This window comes from Kitasatospora sp. NPDC050543 (genome assembly GCF_044457565.1).
Classification (GTDB): domain Bacteria; phylum Actinomycetota; class Actinomycetes; order Streptomycetales; family Streptomycetaceae; genus Kitasatospora.
In genome coordinates this window covers 44,028-64,364 of sequence record NZ_JBITGZ010000004.1, presented here as the reverse complement: position 1 = coordinate 64,364, position 20,337 = coordinate 44,028, and the positions used below count along the sequence as shown (strand labels likewise).

Below are 20,337 nucleotides of genomic sequence, written 5' to 3'. Positions count from 1 at the left end.
TCGACGCTGTCACCCGGGTGACATGACCCACCGGGTGACGTGACGGGACCGCCCCCGCCGGTCTCGTCGCGGCGATTCCACGGCGGTGATGCCCCCGTACGTGTCGCAGCCGTCCCCCGTCCGGTCAGCCTCCGGGCGCGATCCGGGCCGGGGGCGTAGAAACGGGTGGGCGTTCACGCACCTCCGCGCCACAGCCGTGCCGCCCGCCCCCGGCGAAGCCCGTCCGCCACGTCACCCCCTGGAGTCACCCTTGAGAGCCCTCGTCGCCACCGCGTACCAGCCGCTGGACGGCATCACCCTCGCCGATCTGCCCCGCCCGACCGCCGGGCCGGGTGAGGTCGTGGTGCGGGTCGAGGCCGCCGCGCTCAACCCGCTCGATCTGGCGCTGATCACGGGCGCGATGAAGGACTTCTACCCGGTCGAGCACCCGCTCGTCATCGGGATGGACGCCGCCGGGACGGTCGTCGAGGTGGGCCCCGACGTCACCGGGTACGCGCCCGGCGATCCGGTACTGGCGTTCACCGGGCAGGCGGGCGCCGTGGCCGAGTACACGGTGGCGGTGGCCGGCCCCCGGCTGGCGCGGCGGCCGCCCGGCCTGGACGCGGCGCGCGCCGCGGCCATCCCCGAGTCGGGTATGACCGCGGTCTGCCTGCTGCGGGCGGTCGGCGTCGGCGCGGGGCAGAGCGTCCTGGTGATCGGGGCCACCGGTGGGATCGGCCTGTACGCGGTGCAGCTCGCGAGCGCGGCCGGTGCCCGGGTGATCGCCACAGCCACCCCGCAGGACGCGGACTACGTCCGTGAGCTCGGCGCCGCCGAGAGCATCGACTACCGGACGGCCGACGTGGTGCAGCAGACCCTCGCGCTGGTGACCGGCGGCGTCGACGTGGTGGTCGATCTGATCAACCGGGGGGACGGCCTGGCCGCGACCGCGCGGGCGGCCAGGCCGGGCGGCCGCCTGGTGTCGCCGCTGTTCGGTCCGAGCGGGTTCGACCGGGACGTCACGGGTGTCTACATCGGCTCGTTCGTCCCGGAGCCGGGCGACCTGGAGGATCTGGCGAGCCGCGCGGCGGACGGACGCCTGCGGGTCGAGATCGGCGCCCGCTACCGGTTCGACGACGCCGTGCGGGCGGTGGCCGACTTCGCCGGGAAGCACATCCGGGGGAAGGTCGTGGTGGCCTCCGCCCCGCACTGAAGCGCGGGGGCGGCGCGCAGCTGGGCCGGATTCGTGTGCCGGGCGGCGATCTGGAAGGCTCGGCTGCCGCAAGCACCGTTCGACCATTCAGGTCCGGTCGGCCTCGCTCATCCGTGGTCCGATCCGCTCCCGATCGGGCACCCAATGGTCTCCCGGCCGCCCCGCACACCCCTCGCGGCCGGGCAGCCGCCCGAAGCCCCACGAGTCGTCGGTGCGGCCCGCTAGGGTTGAGCACCTTGACCCCCAGCAGCCTCACCCGAGGGTCGGGCCGCTGTACCCGCGCACCCGCACCACGCGCCCGATCCGCTAGGAGTCCCCCCTCAGTGTCTGACACGTTCGCGCACCTGCACGTCCACACCGAGTACTCGATGCTGGACGGGGCGGCGAAGAACGGCAAGCTGTTCGCGGAGGCGGAGAAGCAGGGCATGCCGGCCATCGCCATGAGCGACCACGGCAACATGTTCGGCGCGTACGAGTTCTTCCACGCCGCGGCGAAGACCGGGGTGAAGCCGATCATCGGGATCGAGGCGTACGTGGCGCCGGGCTCGCGCTTCGAGAAGAAGCAGGTGTTCTGGTCGCCCGGCGGCCAGCGCCCGGCGAGCGCGGACGGTGAGGGCGGCAAGGACGTCTCCGGTGGTGGCCGCTACACCCACATGACCATGTGGGCCCAGAACGCGACCGGTCTGCGCAACCTCTTCAAGCTCTCCTCGCTCGCGTCGATGGAGGGCTACTACATGAAGCCCCGGATGGACCGCGAACTGATCGCCGCGAACGCGACCGGGATCATCGCCACCACCGGCTGCCCCTCGGGCGAGGTGCAGACCCGGCTGCGGCTCGGGCAGTACGAGGAGGCCGTCAAGGCCGCCGGCGCGTACCAGGACATCTTCGGCAGGGAGAACTACTTCCTGGAGCTGATGGACCACGACCTGTCCATCGAGAAGGACGTCCGCCAGGACCTGCTGCGCCTGGCCAAGCAGCTGAACATCCCGCTGCTGGCGACCAACGACTCCCACTACGTGACCGCCGACCAGGCGGACGCGCACGACAGCCTGCTCTGCGTCGGCGTGGGCAAGAACAAGGACGACCCGAACCGCTTCAAGTTCCAGGGCACCGGCTACTACATCAAGACCGCCGCCGAGATGCGCGAGCTGTTCCGCGAGCTGCCTGAGGCCTGCGACAACACCCTGCTGATCGCCGAGCGGATCGAGTCGTACGACGAGGTCTTCACCTACGTCGACCGGATGCCGCAGTTCGACGTGCCCGAGGGCGAGACCCAGGCCTCGTACCTGCGCAAGAAGATCGCCACGGGGCTGAAGGTGCGCTACGGCGACAGCCCGAGCCAGGAGGTGCTGGACCGGATCGAGCTGGAGATGGGCGTCATCACCCCGATGGGGTTCGACGCCTACTTCCTCGTGGTCGCCGACATCTGCCAGTACGCCCGGGACAACGGCATCCCGGTCGGCCCGGGCCGAGGTTCGGCGGCGGGTTCGATGGTCGCGTACCTGACCCGGATCACCGAGCTGGACCCGCTGGAGCACGACCTGCTGTTCGAGCGGTTCCTCAACCCCGAGCGCATCAACCCCCCGGACGTCGACATCGACTTCGACGACCGCCAGCGCGACCAGATGGTGCGCTACGTCACCGACAAGTACGGCGCCGCCTACACCGCCCAGGTGAACACCTTCGGCACCATCAAGGCGAAGGCCGCGGTCAAGGACGCCAACCGGATCCTCGGCTACCCGTTCGCGATGGGCGACCGGATCACCAAGGCGATGCCCCCGGACGTGATGGGCAAGGGCGTCCCGCTGGCCGACCTGTTCAACGAGAGCCACCCGCGCTACAACGAGGGCACCGAGATCCGGGCGCTGTACGCCAACGAGCCCGACGTCAAGAAGATCATCGACACCGGCCTGGGCATCGAGGGCCTGATCCGCGGCACCGGCGTGCACGCCGCCGCGGTCATCCTCTCCTCGACCCCGCTGCTGGAGCTTGTCCCGCTGCACAAGCGGGACAAGGACGGCGTGATCATCACCGGCTTCGACTACCCGTCGTGCGAAGCCATGGGCCTGATCAAGATGGACTTCCTGGGCCTGCGGAACCTGGGCATCATCGACCACGCCATCAAGATCATCAAAGCCAACCGCGGTGTCGAGGTCGACATCGAGAAGATCGCCCTCGACGACCCCACCACCTACGAGCTGCTGGCCCGGGGAGACACCCTGGGCGTGTTCCAGCTCGACGGCGGCCCCATGCGCGCCCTGCTGCGGCTGATGAAGCCCACCGAGTTCGCCGACATCTCGGCCGTCAGCGCCCTGTACCGGCCGGGCCCGATGGGCATGAACTCGCACACCAACTACGCCCTGCGCAAGAACGCCCAGCAGGAGATCATCCCGATCCACCCCGAGCTGGAGGAGCCCCTCAAGGAGGTCCTCGGCCCCACCTACGGTCTGATCGTCTACCAGGAGCAGGTGCAGCGAGCCGCGCAGGTGCTGGCCGGCTACAGCCTCGGACAGGCCGACCTGCTCCGCCGCGCCATGGGCAAGAAGAAGAAGGAGGTCCTGGAGAAGGAGTTCGTCCCCTTCCACGCCGGCTGCAAGGAGCGCGGCTACTCCGACGAGGCGATCCAGGCCGTGTGGGACGTCCTGGTGCCGTTCGCCGGCTACGCGTTCAACAAGTCGCACTCCGCCGCCTACGGCCTGGTCTCGTACCAGACCGCCTACCTCAAGGCCAACTACCCGGCCGAGTACATGGCCGCGCTGCTCACCTCGGTGGCGGACGACAAGGACAAGATGGCGGTCTATCTGGCGGAGTGCCGCCAGATGGGGATCAAGATCCTCTCGCCGGACGTGAACGAGTCCGTGGTCGACTTCACCGCCGTCGGCAGCGACGTCCGCTTCGGCCTGAAGGCGGTGCGCAACGTCGGTGTGCCGGTCATCGAGTCGCTGGTGAAGACCCGGGGCGAGAAGGGCAAGTACGCCTCGTTCGCAGACTTCCTGGACAAGGTCGAGCTGGTGGTGTGCAACAAGCGCACCGTCGACTCGCTGATCAAGGCGGGCGCGTTCGACTCGCTCGGGCACACCCGCCTCTCGCTGAGCACGGTGCACGAGAGCGCGATCGACGCGGTGACCGGGGTGAAGAAGCAGCAGGCGATCGGCCAGGACGACCTGTTCGGCGCGCTGGGCGGCGGCGAGGACGCCCCGGCGATCGGCCTGGACTTCGAACTGACCGAACGGGAGTGGCCGCGCAAGCAACTGCTCAGCCTGGAACGGGAGATGCTCGGGCTGTACGTCTCCAGCCACCCGCTGGACGGCGCCGAGCACATCCTCTCCCGCAACCGCGACATCTCCATCGCCGAGCTTCTCGGTTCGGGCCGCTCCGAGGGTGAGGTCAGGCTCGCCGGGCTGATCACCGGGGTGGACCGCCGGATCAACAAGGCGGGCAACGCCTGGGCGATCATCACCCTCGCCGACCGGGACGGCTCGGTCGAGGTGCTGTTCTTCCCCGCGACGTACAACCTGATGGCCGACCAGATGATCGAGGACAACGTCATCTCGGCCAGGGGCCGGCTCAACGAGCGCGACGGGTCCCTGAGCATCTTCGGCCAGGAGATCACCACCCTGGACGTCTCCTCGGCCGAACTCGGCACCAAGCCGCCCGTGCAGATCGTCGTCCCCGCCGGCAAGATCACCCCCGACCTGGTGGCCGAGCTGCGGCGCTCGCTCCAGGCCCACCCGGGAGACGTGCCCGTCCGCCTGCTGACCACCAACTGGGACAAGAACACGCTGTACGAGCTCGGGTTCCTGGTGAACCCGGACAACGGGCTCGCCTCGGACATCAAGACGCTGCTCGGCACCCACGCCTGGGCCGGCACGACGTAGCGGGCGGCGCGGCCGCCCGGTGCTGTGGGGGGCGGCAGCGGCGGCGGCGCCCCCTGCGGCGCGGCATCGGCCCAGGTCGGCGCGCGTCCGGCGGGCATGACCGGCCGCATCGTGGGCAGACGCGGCCATGGAGGTGATACCCCATGGCTCTCATCATCGTCGTGCTGCTGCTCGCCCTGATCCTGGGTGGCGCCGGCTTCGCCGTTCACATGCTGTGGTGGATCGCACTGGCCGTGCTGGTGCTCTGGCTGCTCGGATTCGTCTTCGCCTCGGGTAGTGGGCGAGGGCGGTGGTACCGGTGGTGATGCGCCACCCGGACCCCGGACAACCGTGACCGGTCGCCGGGCTGACCGGGGCTCACGCCTCGGCCGGCCCGGCGACCGCTCACTGCCCGCGCGGCGGGGAGGGCGCGCCGCCGGATTGCGGCGAACCGGTGGTCGGTACCGCGCCCAGGTGTGCGCGGCGGCGCCGGGTGGAACGCGTGAACGCGGCCCCGGTCCTGCCGAGCCGGGCTGCCGACCGGCCCCGGGCCGCAGAGCCAGGGCCGGAGAGAAGAGCCAAGGGCCCGAGAGAGGCGTTCATGCTCACCACCACCGCGACCGAGACCGGCCTCGAGGTCAACGGCGCCGGTCACCGGCTGCTGCTGGACAACCGGTCCACCCTGCTGGACGTCCTGCGCGAGCAGCTCGGGCTGACCGGCGCGAAGAAGGGGTGCGACCACGGCCAGTGCGGGGCGTGCACCGTGCTGGTGGACGGCCGCCGGGTCAACAGCTGTCTGCTGCTGGCGGTGACGCTCGACGGCGCCGCGGTGGTCACGGTGGAGGGCCTGGCGCCGGACGGCGAACTGCATCCGCTCCAGCAGGCGTTCCTGGACCACGACGCGTTCCAGTGCGGGTTCTGCACCCCCGGGCAGCTCTGCTCGGCGGTCGGCATGCTGGCCGAGGCGGCGAGTGGCCGGCCGAGCCTGGTCACGGCGACGCGGAACGCGGACGGGGGTGAGGAGGCGGTGCAGGCGCGGCCCGTCGAACCGGACCCGGAGGAGATCCGGGAACGGATGAGTGGCAACATCTGCCGCTGCGGCGCCTACCCCAACATCGTCCGCGCCATCACGGAGTCCGCCTCGTGAGGGAGTTCGCCTACCTGCGGCCCACCGACCCCGCCGAGGCGGTGGCCCTGCTGGCGGCCTCCCCCGGCGCGCGGTACCTGGCGGGCGGCACCAACCTGGTCGACCTGATGAAGCTCGGTGTGGAGCGGCCCCGGCTGCTGGTGGACCTGGGCCGGCTGGGGCTGGACGGCATGGCGCAGACGCCGGAGGGCGGTCTGCGGATCGGCGCGGGGGTGCGGGGCACCGACCTGGCCGCCCACCCGGCCGTGCGGGCCGGGTACCCGGCGCTCTGCCAGGCACTGCTGTCGGGCGCCTCCGGGCAGCTGCGCAATGTCGCCACCACCGGTGGCAACCTGCTCCAGCGCACCCGGTGCCTGTACTTCCAGGACGTCACCAAGCCCTGCAACAAACGGATCCCGGGCAGCGGCTGCCCCGCCATCGAGGGCGTCCACCGGGACCTGGCCGTGCTGGGCGCCTCCGAGCACTGCGTAGCCACCCACCCCTCCGACCTGGCGGTCGCGCTATCCGCGCTGGACGCCTCGCTCGAACTGCTGGGACCCGACGGGCCGCGCGCGCTGCACGTCGCCGACCTGTACCGGCTGCCCGGCGACCGGCCGGACCTGGAGCACCGTCTGCTGCCCGGGGAGTTGATCGCCGCGGTGTCTCTCCCGCCACCCGCGCCGCAGAGCCGCAGCGGCTACCGCAAGGCCCGGGAGCGCGCGTCCTTCGCGTTCGCGCTCGCCTCCGCCGCCGCCGTCCTGACCGTCCGCGACGGCCGGGTGGCCGGGATCGCGCTCGCGCTCGGCGGGCTGGCACCCAAGCCCTGGCGGGCGTGGACCGCCGAGGAGCTGCTGCTCGGCGGGCCGGCCGAGGAGGCGGCGTTCCGCCGCGCGCTCAAGGCCGAGCTGGCGGCCGCCCGGCCGCTTCGGGACAACGCGTACAAGGTGGCGCTGGCGGAGAACCTGGCGGTCCGCCTGCTGGCCCGGCTGGCCCGGCTGTCCGGGCCCTCCGGGTCTTCAGGGCTGCCCGGGCCGGCCCACGCGGAGCTTGGGCCCGAGTCCGGCCCGGACGACGACCGCCCCCGCCCGGAGCACCGGGACCCGGCAGGGGACGCTGATGGCTGAGCAGCTCCGGCTGGAGGGCCGGGAGAAGGTCACGGGCGCGGCCCGGTACGCCGACGACCACCGCCCGCCCGGCTGCGTCCACGCCCGGCCGGTGCCGGCCACCGTGGCGCGCGGCGAGGTGACGGCCATCGACGTGGGCCCCGCGCTGGCGGACCCGCGCGTCCTGGCCGTCGTCACCCACCAGGACGCCCCACGGCTCGCCCCGGCGGACGACCCGACGCTGGCCGTGCTCCAGTCCGCACGGGTCGCCCACCGGGGCCAGTACGTGGCGCTGGTCGTGGCCGAGACCCCGGAGGCTGCCGAGCGGGCCGCCGCCAGGGTGCGGGTGACGTACGCCGAGGAGCCGCACGATGTGGTGCTGACGGACGACCACCCCGGCATCTACGCGCCCGAACTGGCCAACGGCGGGCACCCGGCGGACCGCGAGCGCGGGGACTTCGACGCCGCCCACGCCGCCGCCGAGGTCCGGATCGACGCGACGTACCGGACCGGCCCGCTGCACAACCACCCGATGGAGCCGCACGCCGCCACCGCGTCGTGGGAGGGCGACCGGCTGACGGTGTACGACTCCAGCCAGGGTTCGAGCCTGGTGCAGGAGACCCTCGCGCAGCTGTTCGGGCTCGACCGCCGCCGGGTCCTCGTGGTGAGCGAGCACGTCGGCGGCGGGTTCGGCTGCAAGGGCACGCCTCGGCCGCACGTGGTGCTCGCCGCGATGGCCGCCCGCCGGGTCGGCCGGCCGGTGCGCCTCGCGCTGCCACGCGGGCAGCTGGCGGCCGTCGTCGGCCACCGCGCACCGACCGTCCAGCGGATCAGGCTGGCCGCCGGGCACGACGGCGTACTCCGGGGGCAGGCGCACGAGATCCTGACCAGGTCCTCGACCCTGCGGGAGTTCGTGGAGCAGGCCGCCGTACCCTCGCGGGTGATGTACGGCTCGCCCGCCGGGCGCAGCACCCACCGGGTGGTCCGGCAGGATGTTCCGACGCCGTCCTGGATGCGGGCGCCGGGCGAGTGCCCGGGCATGTTCGCGCTGGAGTCGGCGATGGACGAGCTCGCCGTCGCGTGCGAACTGGACCCGGTGGAGCTGCGGCTGCGCAACGAGCCGGCGGCCGAACCGGACACCGGGCGCCCGTTCAGCAGCCGGCACCTGGCCGACTGTCTGCGCGAGGGCGCGCGGCGGTTCGGCTGGGCCGGCCGCGATCCCCGGCCGCGGGCCCGCAGGGAGGGCCGGCTGCTGCTCGGCACCGGCGTCGCGGCGTCCACGTACCCGGTCCTGTTCTCGCCGGCGGCGGCCGAGGTCAAGGCCGAGCCCGACGGCTGGTACCGGGTGAGGGTCAACGCCACCGACATCGGCACCGGCGCGCGTACGGTGCTGGCGGTGATCGCCGCCGAGGTGCTGGACGTGCCGGTGGAGCGGATCCGGATGGAGATCGGGAGCAGCGACCTGCCGCGGGCGTCGGTCGCCGGCGGTTCCAGCGGCACCTCGTCCTGGGGCTGGGCGGTGCACGCCGCCGCCACCGACCTGCGGCGGACGGCGGGCGCCGACCGGCCGGCGGCCGGCGCCGTGGGCCGGGCCGACACCCGGGAGCTGGTCACGGCGGGCTCGGAGTACGCACGGCACGCCTTCGGTGCGCAGTTCGCCGAGGTGCAGGTGGACGTGGACACCGGAGAGGTACGGGTGCGGCGGCTGCTCGGGGTCTTCGCCGCCGGCCGCATCCTCAGCCCGCTGACCGCCCGCTCCCAGCTCGTCGGCGGCATGATCATGGGTGCCTCGATGGCGCTGCTGGAGGAGAGCACGATGGACCCGGAGTTCGGCGACCACGCGGAGCGGGATCTCGCCTCGTACCACGTCGCCGTGCACGCGGATGTCCGGGACGTACAGGCCGAGTGGATCGAGGAGGTGGACTCGCAGGTCAGCCCGATGGGCTCGAAGGGCATCGGGGAGATCGGCATCGTGGGCACCGCGGCGGCCGTCGCCAACGCGGTGCACCACGCCACGGGGGTGCGCGTGCGCGAACTGCCGATCACCTCGCGCAGGCTGCTGGGCCTGGGGGCGTGCGTGGCCGGGCAGGACGGCTCCGGCTCCGGCGGGGAGGAGAGCGAGGGCGAGGGCGAGCGCGACGGCGGGGGCGGGGGCGGGGGCGGGGGCGGGGGGCTGCGCCGGTGAAATCGCGTTGCCGGGCGGCGGGCCGAATGGAAGGCTTCCCGTCATGTCGGACAACGGTTCCACCAGTTCACAGGGGCTCGCCGCGCTCTTCTCGCACGGGCGGCTGACGGCGATCCCGCGGAAGGCGGCCCGCCGCGAGCAGGTGCTCGTCCACCTCTCACAGACGCTCTTCGAGCCTGACCGGGCCTACAGCGAGCGCGAGGTCAACGAGGCGCTGCGTACGGTGCACGAGGACTGCGCCGCGCTGCGCCGCTATCTGGTCATCGCCGGCCTGCTGACGCGCACCAGGGACGGCAGCAGCTACCTGCGGGCGGCCGGGTAGCGCAGGCCGGGAGGCCTCACCACGGGAATCCGCCGGCGTCGGCGCCCACCACCTGCCGGTACGCCAGGTGGCCGCCGAGCACGCCGCCGACTGCCACGGCCGACAGTCCGAGGTAGGCCAGCAGCCTGCCTGCGGCGCGCTTGCCGCGCAGGCGGGAGGTGAGCGACGCCGTGTACAGGGCGATGCCGGTGGTGTTGGCGACCACATGGACGAGTCCGAGCCGCAGCCGCCGCTCGTCCAGCTCCGCCCAGTCGACCCAGCCCGCCACGGCGGCGGGCAGGGCGCCGGCCAGGCCGAGCGCCACCAGACCGGTCGCGGCGGGCTGCTCACCCGGTACGAGATCCAGTACGGCGGCGCTGAGCCAGCAGCCGACGGGCAGCTGGACCAGTGTGGGGTGCAGCGGGTGGCCGAGCCATGTCCCGCGCAGCAGGTCCCGGGTGTCACCGGGCGGCAGCACCCGGACGGCGTGCTGTATCCGGTTGACCGCCGGGTCCAGCCAGTGTTGCTCCTCGATGCCGTTCAGGGCTCGGGGCAGCGGTGCCTCGCCGGGCGGCGGCAGGAGAGTGTTCCGTGTCAGCCTCATGCTCATGAGGCGCGGTTGTCCACCATCCCGGGCGGCAAACCGAAACCGGGGACGAATCGAGCCGGGTCTGTCCCGTGTGCTCCTGCCCCTGCCCCTCCCCCCTGCCGCCGGCCCCTGCCGCCGGCCCCGGCCAAGGCCGGCCACCGGCCGCTCGTCCGGGGCGGGATCCGCTAGATCGACTGCCAGGCGGGCTTGGCGGCGTAGGTCTCGCGGAAGTAGCCGGCGAGCCGCAGGCGGGAGGCGGCGGCCTCGTCCACGACGACCGTGGCGTGCGGGTGCAGCTGGAGCGCCGAGGCGGGGACCACGGCGGCGACCGGGCCCTCGACGGCGAGTGCCACCGCCTCGGCCTTGGCCTCCCCGGTGGCCAGCAGCACCAGGTGACGTGCCTCCAGGATGGTGCCGATGCCCTGGGTGATGACGTGGTGCGGGACCTCGTCCAGGTTGTCGAAGAAGCGGGCGTTGTCCTCGCGGGTCTGGTGGGTGAGGGTCTTGATCCGGGTCCGGGAGGCCAGCGAGGAGCACGGCTCGTTGAAGCCGATGTGGCCGTCGGTGCCGATCCCGAGCAGTTGGAGGTCGACGCCGCCGGCCTCGGCCAGCGCGCGGTCGTAGGCGGCGCAGGCGGCGGCGATGTCGGCGGCGGCGCCGTCGGGGCCCAGGAAGGACGCCTCGGTGAGGCCGAGCGGCTCGACGACCTCACGCAGGACCACCGCGCGGTAGGACTCGGGGTGCCCCTCGGGCAGGCCGACGTACTCGTCGAGCTGGCAGATCCGGGCGCGCGAGGCATCCAGGGTGCCCGCCTCGACCCGGGACTTCAGCGCGCGGTAGACGGGCAACGGCGTGGAACCGGTGGCCACGCCCAGCAGGGCGTCCGGCTTGTCGGTCAACAGCTCCGCGATCGCCCTGGCGATGAGCTCGCCACCTGTGGCGGCGTCGGGAACGATCACGATTTCCATGCTGATCCACCGTTCTGATACACATCGTGGTCTAGACCATTTTGAGAGGAGTGTACCCCGCCTCCACCCGGGCGCACGCCAGGGGTCCGAGGCCGACCGCAAGGGCCCATCCAGGAACGCCACGCAGGAACGCCATTGCGCCGCGACGCAATGAGCCACGACAGCGTGGCACCCACCGGCAGTCGACGGCGGACGCGGGATGGGGAATGGGGGCGCCGGAGAATGGGGCGCACCTGGGGGCGCGAACGCACGGGCACCCCGGCCGAGCGCCCGCCGGGGGCGCGCGTCGAAGGCGCGCGCGACAACGCAGACTGACGTTCGACACGCCATGCGGTAGCCATGCGTAGATGTGACATGTACGCTGCGTGGTGCTGGCGTCGGAAACGGCGCGCGGGCCCGGCCGCCGCCCCGTGGGGGGAGCGTCGGACGGACCCTGCTGCCCAGCTGAGGCCCGGTTGCCGCTCCGTGGGGGGAGTGCCGACCGGGCCTGCCAGCTATATACCCGAGGGATCAGGGCTGCGCTCATGACAAGTGTCTTCACCCTGAACGGTTCTGTTCACGTTCGTCCAGCCGATCGCCCTCCTCGGGGCCGCCCTCCTCGCGGCCGCCTCCTCGGGCGGCTCCGCCCAGGGCGGCCCCGCGCCGCCCCGGGCGGAGCCGGCTCGCCGCTAGCGGGTCAGCTCGTGGTCGTCGTGCAGGCCACCGCCACCGCCCGCCGATCCGCCGGTGTTCTCCGGGGTCACCGGGGCCGACAGCGAGGACAGGTCCCAGGCATAGGCGCCCACCGCGTTGGCGATGACGTCGATGTTGAGCTCGAAGGCGTCGATGTCGAGGTTGTCGAGGTCGTCGCAGGCCTGGTGGTAGCACTTGTCGTACGCGACGCCGGCCGTGCCGCCGTAGGTGGCCGCCTGCGCGGCGGTCTTGATGCCCTCGGCACCGGTGGCCGTGCCGCCGGCGGGGATGCCCGCCTTGATGAACGGGCCGTAGTCGGAGCGGCCGGTGAAGTCGGCGCCCTCGTGCGGCGCACCACGTCCGTCGAGGTACCGGTTGATCTGACGCTCCAGCTGCGCCGAGCCGGCCGGGCCCGGGCCCGAGCCGGCATGGTCCGAGTCGTCGCCGTCATAGACGAACTGGACGGAGTTGGGCGAGGCGATCATGTCGAAGTTCAGGTAGAGCCTGATCTTCTTCCGCTCGGCCTCGGACAGCGAGGCGACGTAGGCCTCGGAGCCCAGCAGTCCGTACTCCTCGGCCGACCACCAGGCGAACTTCACCTTGTTCTTCACCTCGCGCTCACCGAGGTTCCTGGCCACCTCCAGGATGCCGGCCGAGCCGGAGCCGTTGTCGTTGATGCCGGGGCCGGCCAGCACCGAGTCGAGGTGTGCGCCGATGAAGACGGTGTTGTCCGGATCCCCGCCCTTGGTCTCGGCGATGACGTTCCAGGTCTTGCGGGTCTCCGTGTGGGTGCGGATGTCCAGGTTCACGCTGACGGGGCCGCCGGCCACCCGAGCCACCAGCGTCTCGCCGCGCGCCTTGGAGACACCTCCGGTCGGGATCCTGGCCTCGGCCGGTGAGCCGAGCGTGCCGCCGAGGTCGCCGTCGGCGTTGTTGTAGATGATCGCGCCGACCGCGCCCGCCCCGGCGGCGGCCGCCTGCTTGGCGGCGAACGTGCAGCCACCGCGCCGGATCAGCGCGATCTTCCCGCCGAAGGCGCCCGCGGCGTAGTCGCCGGCCTCGCAGCCGGTGGTGTCGTCCACCGGCACGACCGCGACCTCGGCCGTGGTGCCGCCGTCCGGACCGCTGGCCGAGTACGTCATCGCGGAGATCGGGATGTCCTCGGACTGCGGCGCGAGCACCTTCAGGGTCTGCGCCAGCGTCTCGGTGAACGGGTACTCGAACTCCTGCTTGGTGACCTTGAGTCCGGCCTCGCGTGCCTGCTCGTAGATGTACCCGGCGGAGTCGGCATGCCCCTTGGAACCCGCGACCCGGGTGCCGCCGTCGCGGTCCGCGAAGCGCTGGAGCGCTTCCAGGGTCTCGTACGCGTTCTCGCCCTCGCTCCGGTCCACGAGCTTCTCGGCCAGCTTGGCGGCCTTCCTGGCCGGGTCCGGGGCTGCCGAGGCGCTCCCGGCCCCGGCGAGCAGCAGCGGGGTGGTGAGTGCGGCGACCGCCAAGGCGGCGGCAGCGGTGTGACGGGTCCGTGTGTTCACTACGAAGTCCTTCCGTCGATCCATGCGGACAGGCTCGGCCCCCGCTCGGGCCGGGCCGGTCGGCTGATCGGTCGGCCGAAGAGGCGAACGGGGGGTGGCGCGGGGTCATGCGGGGGTCATGCGGGGGTGATGCGGGGTGATGCGGGGTGATGCGGCATCATGCGGGGTCGCAGCGGCGAGGGCCGGCAGGACAGCCCCTGAGGCTGCTGCCGGCCCTCGCCGCGGTACAGATGCCAGGTGGAGAAGCTATCTGTCTACCCGTCAAGTGAACATGCATATGTCAGATTTGCCATGGCCGCCACTCCGATTCCGTTCAATCGCCCTCCCGGAGGCCGGCAGGCCCTCCCCTGGCGGGTGGGTCACCCCACGAGGCGGCGGACGAAGACGTCCGGCTGCGCATTGGTGTCCCCGGAGACGAGCGAGCCGTCCTCGGCCGTGAACAGCGCGGTACGGCCCGCCGCGTCGATGAGTGGTCCGCCCGCGTAGCCGGCCGACTGACCGCCGTCGGAGGCCACACTCACCCGCTCCACCGTGCCGGCGCGCAGGTCGCGGACGAAGACGTCCGACACGCCGTTGGTGTCCCCGGGCACCAGGTTGTCGGCCGAGGAGGAGAAGAACAGCCGGCGGTTGTCCGCGCTGAGCACGCCGAGGTCCGAGTCGCCGTTGGCCTGCACCCCGCTCGGCGCGTAGCTGACCAGCCGCGTGGTGCCCTGGCGCAGGTCGCGCAGGAACACGTCGGTGGTGCCGTTGGCGTCGCCGGGCACCACGTCGTCCATCCGGGAGGAGAAGACGGCATAGCGGCCGTCCGGGCTGAGCGAGGCGGTGGCCGTGCCCCGGGCGGCGCCGTCCACCCCGAGGCTCGCGACACGGGTGCGGCCGGTCCGCAGATCGTGCACGTAGAACGGGTAGGTGCGGGGCTTGAAGAGCTGCCCGTCAGCGGACTCCTCGCCGGACTCCTCGTCCGACGCCGTGCTCGCGCCCTGCGCCGCCGGCCGCTGCGCCGGATCGAGGTTGCCCGCCCGCGAGATGTACCCGACCAGCTGCCCGTCGGCGCTCATCACCGGCCGGGTGGAGGCCCGGTCCGCCTGCGTCCCGTCGTCCGCCACCGTGACGCGCCTGGTCTCCCCCGTCCGGCGGTCGAACACGAAGACGTCCGTGACGCCGTTGGTGTCGCCGGGCACCAGGTCGCTGCGGCCGGACATGTACGCCACCAGGTGGCCGTCCGCGCTGATCGCCGGCATGTCCGAACCGCCCGGCTGCTGCTGCCCGGGGTCGCCCGTGGTGATGCGTTCGGTGCGCCCGGTCCGCCGGTCGTGCACGAAGACGTCGGTGGTGGCGTTGGTGTCGCCGGATGCGAACTCCGGTGCGGCGGAGGCGAAGGCGACGAAACGGCCGTCGGCACTGATCGCCGCCTCCGTCGAGTACGAGCTGCCCTGGGTGCCGTCGCTCGCGACGCTGACCCGCTCGGTACGGCCGGTGCGCAGGTCCCGGACGAACACGTCGGTGGTGCCGTTGGTGTCGCCCGGCACGAGGTTGCTCGCATCGGAGGTGAACACGGCGAAGCGGCCGTCGGCGCTGATCGCGTCGTCCGAGGAGCCGCCGTTCGCCGGCACCCCGCCCGGCGCGCCGCTCACCAGCTCGGTCCGCGGCACGGCTAGTGCCACCGCGGCGGGCGCCCCCGTCACGAGTGCGATCACGGCACACGCGGCCAGCACGACCGGTGTCCGGGCCCGCCCGAGTCCGTCCATGGTTCCTCCCCTGGGTCACCCGCCGGCCCCGTCGGCCGGGAGCTCGGCCGAGCCAATCCCGGCCGACGGGCCACGGTCAACGGCGGGTACGCGGCGGAGGCGATAACACGCCACACGGTGCCCGCTTGCATCTCCGCTATTCGGTCTTGCTAAGTACCAGTAGTCAGCGTTACGGTATACCGGTACTCAGTAGCGCTGAATAGCTCAGGGAGGAGGTGTTCCATGGCCAAGCTGCTGACGGAGATGCTCAAGGGCACGCTGGAGGGCATCATTCTCGCGTCCCTGTCCGGCCGGCCCGCGTACGGCTACGAGATCACGGCGCGACTGCGGGAGCAGGGTTTCTCCGACATCGCCGAAGGGACCATCTACGCGCTGCTCATCAGGATCGAGAAGCGCGGTCTCGTCGACGTGGAGAAGGTCCCCTCCGAGAAGGGGCCGCCACGCAAGGTGCACTCCCTCAACGCTCAGGGACAGGAGTACCTCGAAGAGTTCTGGAGGACGTGGAGCTTCCTCGCGGAACGACTGGAACAGCTCCACGAAGGGGGCAGGTAACCATGTCCGATGTCGAGAAGAGCGGCTTCATCTCGAAGGTGATCGGGCCCAAGAAGCGCTGGAGGGCGTACAAGGCGCGCTCCCGTCGGCTTCCCGAGAACTACCGCGCGGCGGTCGAGGCGATCGAGCGGTACCTCATGTACTTCGTGCCGATCGACGGCGACAGCAATGCGTCGATGTTCGAAGACCTCGCCGACCTTTTCGAGCAGGCCGCGGCGAACGGAACGCCGATCCGCGAGATCGTCGGGGAGGACCCGGTGGAGTTCGTCGAGGCGTTCGTCCAGAACTACTCGGAGGGCGGCTACGTCCCCACCCGTGAGCGGAAGCGGCTGACCGATGCCATCGAGCGCAGGCAAGGAGATTCATGATGGGAAATGGCAACAGCGGCTTCTCCGAAGCAGGGCTGCGCAGACTGCGCGAGGTGCTGGCACGACATGTGGAGTCCGGGAGGATTCCCGGGCTCGTCGCCCTGGTCGGCCGGGGGGATGAGACACACGTCGAAGCGATCGGGACGATGCGCCATGACGGTGGCTTACCGATGCGCCGGGACACCATCTTCCGGATGGCCTCGACGACCAAGCCGGTCGCGGTGGCGGCGGCGACGATCCTGCTGGATGAGTGCCGGCTGCGGCTGGACGAGCCGACAGATCGGTGGCTGCCCGAGCTCGCCGACCGACGGGTGCTCAAGCGGGCCGACGGCCCGCTGGAGGACACCGTGCCGGCGCGGCGTCCGATCACGGTGCGGGACCTGCTCACCTCCACGTTCGGGCTCGGACTGGATATGACGGCACGGACCTCTCCGATCATGGGCGCGTTCTTCGAGCAGAAGATCTACGGCCAGGAGGACGGATGGCTGTTGCCCGAACCGGGGCCGGATGAGTGGATGCGCCGCCTGGGCACGCTCCCGCTGATGTACCAGCCCGGAGAGCGGTGGCTGTACAACGTCGGCGACGACGTGCTCGGGGTGCTCGTCGCCAGGGTCACCGGCCAGCCGTTCGAGACGTTTCTGCGCGAACGCGTCTTCGATCCGCTGGGCATGAAGGACACCGGTTTCCACGTGCCCGCAGACAAGATCGCCCGGCTGCCTCCCCTGTACGCCCCCGATCCGCAGACCGGAGAGTTCATCGTGGAGGACGAGGCCGAAGGGGGACACCACAGCCGACCCCCGGCGTTCCAGTCGGGCGGCGGCGGACTCGACTCGACCGTCGACGACTACCACGCCTACTTCCGCATGCTGTTGGACCACGGGATGCACGGTACTCAACGGATCCTGTCCCGGCCCGCCGTTGAGCTGATGACCACCAACCGCCTCACGCCCGAGCAGCTGGCCGCCCGAGAAGCCTTGGCCCGCAACGTCGTCCATCTGTCACACGGCCTGGGGCAGCACGGCGGCTGGGGCTTCGGCACGGCGGTGCGCACCTACCGTGGTGACTTCGCGCCCATCGGCCAGTTCGGCTGGGACGGCGGAGCCGGCACCACCACGTACGCCGACCCGGACAACCAGCTCATCGGCATTCTGCTCACCCAGACCGGGATGTCCACCCCGGACTCGGCGCGGGCCATCCACGACTTCTGGACCACCCTGTACCAGGCAATCGACGACTGATCTGCCTGCCTGGTCGAGATCGTCCGGCGGAGGACCTCGACCAGGCTCCGGCCTTCGGCGCCTCCACGTGCTGCGATCAGCTGCACGACCGGCTCAGGACAGTCGCTGACGCCACCCTCGATGGGGGGTAGGCGCCTACTCGCCGCGCGGGGAGAGCTCGGCCATCCGCGACCAACCCTCGTCCGGGAGCTCGACGTTGACGATCTCCGGGGTCGTCGCGATCACGTCGGGCATCCAGGCCATCGCCTTCCTGAAGTGCTCCGACCGCACGTGCTCCTCGCCGGCCTGCGGCGACGCGAACGACTCCAGGAGGACGAAGCGGTGCGGGTCGTCCACGCTCCGCGACCACTCGAAGGAGATGTTTCCCGGCTCCTGCCGGGTCGCCTCGGTGAACTCCTGGACCAGCGAGAGCCAGTCGTCGCTGCGGTCGGACCGGACGGTGAACTTGACGGCGATGAAGATCATGACACTCCTCGGGTGGTGGGGTCGGTCAGGGTGGTGAGGGTGGTACCTCTGCCCCGGGTGGCACCGGCGGTCCGGGTGGTGCCGGTCCGGGTGCTCGCGGTGGCCGGCCCGGCGTGCCGGGCCAGGTCGGTGAGGACGGCGGCGATCTGACGATGCCGGCGCCGGTAGTCCGCGGTCGGCAGCGACACCGACAGGGCCTGGTCGGCCCGCCGGTCCGGCCGGCCGCCGGGCAGCGGCACGGCTACACAGGTGAACGCGAGGTCGTACTCGCCGACGGACACCGCGAAGCCCTGGGCGCGGACCCGGTGCAGCTCGGACTCGAACCGCTCGGGGCAGGTGATCGTGTTCTGCGTCATCCGGGGCAGCCCGTGGTCTGCGAGGTACCTGCGGCGGGCGGCCCGCGGCAGGCCGGCGAGCAGCACCTTGCCGTGCGCGGTGGCGTGCGCCCGCTGGTCGGCCCCGACGGCGAAGGGCTCGCGCTCCGCCGCGACGGGTGCGGTGCTGTCGACCACGGTGATCAGCCCGTCACGGTAGGCGCTGAAGTACGCGTCCGCGCCCGCCTCGTGGCGGACCCGGACCAGCAGCTCGCGCACGTCCCGGTCGGCCCGTAGCTGGCGCTGGTAGCCGCGGTGCAGCGCCGGGATCCGGTGGCCGAGCACGTAGCCACCGCCCGTACGGGCCAGATGACCGCGAGTGGTGAGCGGCCCGAGCAGGTTGTAGACGGTGGACAGCGAGCAGTCCAGGTACTCGGCGAGCACCTTGGCCGTGACGGGACCGGCGGCTCCGGCGACGGCGTCGAGGAGGTCCAGCCCGCGGTCGAGCGACTGCGGACCGGGCGCGGCGGCGGGCATGACGGGATTCCTTCCAGGGCGGGCCGGCGGCCTGCGGCTGGGAGCCGGCGGCCGGGCCCCAGCCTGCCCGACCACCCCGCGGAGCGGAAATCGCCGGGCCCGGATTCCAGCCCTGCCGGAAACCGACGCACCGGCGGCCGCCCGGGCGGTGGGCGCCCGGCACGACAGAGCGCCGCGAAGCTCGGGCGGGCGGGCAGGCAGGCGGGCAGCAGCGGGGCCGCACGGGATGCGGCCCCGCTGCTCCCTCTCGATGGGCCCGTCGTCGGCTACCAGAAGCCCTGCTGGCGGGCGGCCGCACGGACCACCTGGGCGGCCTCCGGGGGGACGCGCTTGGTCTCGGCCAGGATGCGCGCCTGCGAGGCGGCGACGACGGCCGCGTCGCCGAACACGGCGGTCGGCCACAGGTTCTGCAGCGTCTGGTACATGATCACCGTGCCCGCGTCGATCCCGATCTCCTTGCAGACCAGGTAGAACCACCGGTTGGGGATCCCCGACATCAGGTGCGGGTCGGCGGGCTCGGAGTAGCCGCTCATGTCCCGGGGTTGCGGATCGCGGCCCATGACCGGGTTGTCGTAGGCGGATCCGGGCTCGGCCATGCTGCGCAGTGCCTCGCCGGCCAGGTCGTCGGCCATCACCTCGTCGCCGATGAGCCAGTTGTGGGTGTCCGCGTCCCGCTGGTTGAGCCAGGCGTCGACGGCCGAGCCGATCATGTCGCTGAACGACTCGTTGAGTGCGCCGGTCTGGTCGGGGGTGTAGTTCAGGCCGGCGGTGAACTGGGTGACCCCGTGGGTGAGTTCGTGCGCGGCGACGTCGATGTCACCGGTGAGGTCCTTGAAGATGACGTTGTCGCCGTTCCCGAAGACCATGACCTGCGCGTCGGGATCCCAGAACGCGTTGTCGAACTGCTCGCCGAAGTTGACGTTGGCGACCAGGTTGAGGCCCGCGTTGTCGATCGAGTTCCGGCCGAGCTGGCGCTTGTAGAAGTCCCGGACCGCGCCGAGGCTGTCGTACGCCTGGTCGGCGTTCTGCCCGGCGACGGCCGGGTCGCCCTCGCCGCGGATCAGTTTGACGTTGTAGTTGGCCTGCGTCTCGTCGTCGTAGATGAGCCGGCCGGCGGTGCCCACGCCCGGGGTCGTCAGACCCTTGAGGCCGGCCGCGCCCGGCGCGGCCAGCAGGGCCGTCGTCCCGGGGACGTCGGGGGTCTGGTTCCGGCGGACCCGGCGGAACTGCGCCGACACCACGGCCGAACGCTGCGCCGCGGACGGCTCCAGGGTCTCGCGGCCCTGCACCCGCGCGATGTGGTCGAGCACGTGAGGCGGAATGAACGAGTGGACCAGTTCGGAGTGGCATTGCTTCGAGTGGAACTGTTTCATGGCGGATTCCTCGATTGACGCTCACCATGCTTCGGGCGCACATTCACCGCGCCCCTACTGCCTGTTGCCGCATTGAGCCCCCGGCTCATCTCTCACCCCTCGCGGGACATTCTTCTCCTCGCCGGTCACGTTTCCAAGGGGTAGGAACACCCACGGCACGGGGTAGAACTAACCGTCGGCCGCCCACCGGGGGATCCGAACTGCTGCCGCCGCAGCC

General features: G+C 71.9%; 17 protein-coding genes. 10 read left to right on the top strand and 7 right to left on the bottom strand.

Features of this window, described 5'->3' with window-relative positions; translation table 11 throughout:
- Positions 1–250: 250 nt before the first annotated feature.
- The 7 genes from ACIBH3_RS06305 (at position 251) to ACIBH3_RS06275 (ending at position 9,785) form a co-directional block, all read left to right on the top strand.
- Positions 251–1,192 carry an NADP-dependent oxidoreductase gene (locus tag ACIBH3_RS06305; RefSeq protein WP_396310732.1) on the top strand — a complete coding sequence of 314 codons (942 nt, stop codon included), beginning with the start codon at positions 251–253 and terminating at the stop codon, positions 1,190–1,192.
- 323 nt (positions 1,193–1,515) lie between these two features.
- Positions 1,516–5,070, top strand: coding sequence for a DNA polymerase III subunit alpha (gene dnaE / locus ACIBH3_RS06300; protein ID WP_396310731.1), 3,555 nt, complete (start codon positions 1,516–1,518; stop codon positions 5,068–5,070).
- A 143-nt stretch (positions 5,071–5,213) separates the two neighbouring features.
- Entirely contained in the window at positions 5,214–5,375 is a 162-nt protein-coding gene (locus ACIBH3_RS06295) for a hydrophobic protein (protein ID WP_396310730.1), read from the top strand.
- A gap of 275 nt (positions 5,376–5,650) precedes the next feature.
- Positions 5,651–6,196 (top strand): (2Fe-2S)-binding protein, encoded by a 546-nt coding sequence (locus ACIBH3_RS06290; protein WP_396310729.1) that lies wholly within the window; start codon positions 5,651–5,653, stop codon positions 6,194–6,196.
- The gene (locus ACIBH3_RS06285) at positions 6,193–7,299 is read left to right on the top strand and encodes an FAD binding domain-containing protein (RefSeq protein WP_396310728.1); all 1,107 of its coding nucleotides are present in this window, start codon (positions 6,193–6,195) and stop codon (positions 7,297–7,299) included. The genes ACIBH3_RS06290 and ACIBH3_RS06285 overlap by 4 nt, the downstream gene beginning before the upstream one ends.
- Positions 7,292–9,463, top strand: coding sequence for a xanthine dehydrogenase family protein molybdopterin-binding subunit (locus ACIBH3_RS06280; RefSeq protein ID WP_396310727.1), 2,172 nt, complete (start codon positions 7,292–7,294; stop codon positions 9,461–9,463). The genes ACIBH3_RS06285 and ACIBH3_RS06280 overlap by 8 nt, the downstream gene beginning before the upstream one ends.
- 43 nt (positions 9,464–9,506) lie before the next feature.
- Entirely contained in the window at positions 9,507–9,785 is a 279-nt protein-coding gene (locus ACIBH3_RS06275; RefSeq protein WP_396310726.1) for a DUF2087 domain-containing protein, read from the top strand.
- Positions 9,786–9,801: 16 nt separating this feature from the next.
- Here ACIBH3_RS06275 and ACIBH3_RS06270 read toward each other — a convergent pair whose 3' ends face one another.
- The 4 genes from ACIBH3_RS06270 to ACIBH3_RS06255 all read right to left on the bottom strand — a co-directional run bounded on the left by ACIBH3_RS06270 (position 9,802) and on the right by ACIBH3_RS06255 (position 15,273).
- Positions 9,802–10,368 carry a DUF2231 domain-containing protein gene (locus tag ACIBH3_RS06270; protein ID WP_396310725.1) on the bottom strand — a complete coding sequence of 189 codons (567 nt, stop codon included), beginning with the start codon at positions 10,366–10,368 and terminating at the stop codon, positions 9,802–9,804.
- Between the two features lie 170 nt (positions 10,369–10,538).
- The gene (gene nagB / locus ACIBH3_RS06265; RefSeq protein WP_396310724.1) at positions 10,539–11,321 is read right to left on the bottom strand and encodes a glucosamine-6-phosphate deaminase; all 783 of its coding nucleotides are present in this window, start codon (positions 11,319–11,321) and stop codon (positions 10,539–10,541) included.
- A 668-nt stretch (positions 11,322–11,989) separates the two neighbouring features.
- Complete coding sequence (locus ACIBH3_RS06260) at positions 11,990–13,525, bottom strand: M20/M25/M40 family metallo-hydrolase (RefSeq protein ID WP_396310723.1); 1,536 nt, start codon at positions 13,523–13,525, stop codon at positions 11,990–11,992.
- Between the two features lie 359 nt (positions 13,526–13,884).
- Positions 13,885–15,273: a TolB family protein gene (locus ACIBH3_RS06255; protein WP_396310722.1), complete on the bottom strand. Its 1,389-nt coding sequence runs from the start codon at positions 15,271–15,273 to the stop codon at positions 13,885–13,887.
- A 222-nt stretch (positions 15,274–15,495) separates the two neighbouring features.
- Between ACIBH3_RS06255 and ACIBH3_RS06250 the strand changes: the two genes are divergently transcribed.
- From ACIBH3_RS06250 to ACIBH3_RS06240, 3 genes are read left to right on the top strand one after another with little or no spacing between them, the layout of a single operon-like run.
- Positions 15,496–15,825 (top strand): PadR family transcriptional regulator, encoded by a 330-nt coding sequence (locus ACIBH3_RS06250; protein WP_396310721.1) that lies wholly within the window; start codon positions 15,496–15,498, stop codon positions 15,823–15,825.
- A gap of 2 nt (positions 15,826–15,827) precedes the next feature.
- Positions 15,828–16,193, top strand: a complete 366-nt coding sequence (locus ACIBH3_RS06245; RefSeq protein ID WP_396310720.1) for a DUF1048 domain-containing protein — start codon at positions 15,828–15,830, stop codon at positions 16,191–16,193.
- Positions 16,193–17,431, top strand: coding sequence for a serine hydrolase domain-containing protein (locus ACIBH3_RS06240; protein ID WP_396310719.1), 1,239 nt, complete (start codon positions 16,193–16,195; stop codon positions 17,429–17,431). Before ACIBH3_RS06245 ends, ACIBH3_RS06240 begins: the two co-directional genes overlap by 1 nt.
- A gap of 135 nt (positions 17,432–17,566) precedes the next feature.
- On the opposite strand, the gene ACIBH3_RS06235 is transcribed toward ACIBH3_RS06240, so the two are convergent.
- From ACIBH3_RS06235 to ACIBH3_RS06225, 3 genes are all read right to left on the bottom strand, one after another.
- Entirely contained in the window at positions 17,567–17,896 is a 330-nt protein-coding gene (locus tag ACIBH3_RS06235) for a putative quinol monooxygenase (protein ID WP_396310718.1), read from the bottom strand.
- The gene (locus ACIBH3_RS06230) at positions 17,893–18,747 is read right to left on the bottom strand and encodes an IclR family transcriptional regulator (RefSeq protein ID WP_396310717.1); all 855 of its coding nucleotides are present in this window, start codon (positions 18,745–18,747) and stop codon (positions 17,893–17,895) included. The genes ACIBH3_RS06235 and ACIBH3_RS06230 overlap by 4 nt, the downstream gene beginning before the upstream one ends.
- A gap of 266 nt (positions 18,748–19,013) precedes the next feature.
- On the bottom strand, positions 19,014–20,120 hold the full coding sequence (locus ACIBH3_RS06225; RefSeq protein ID WP_396310716.1) for a M4 family metallopeptidase: 1,107 nt from the start codon (positions 20,118–20,120) through the stop codon (positions 19,014–19,016).
- Positions 20,121–20,337: the final 217 nt, after the last annotated feature.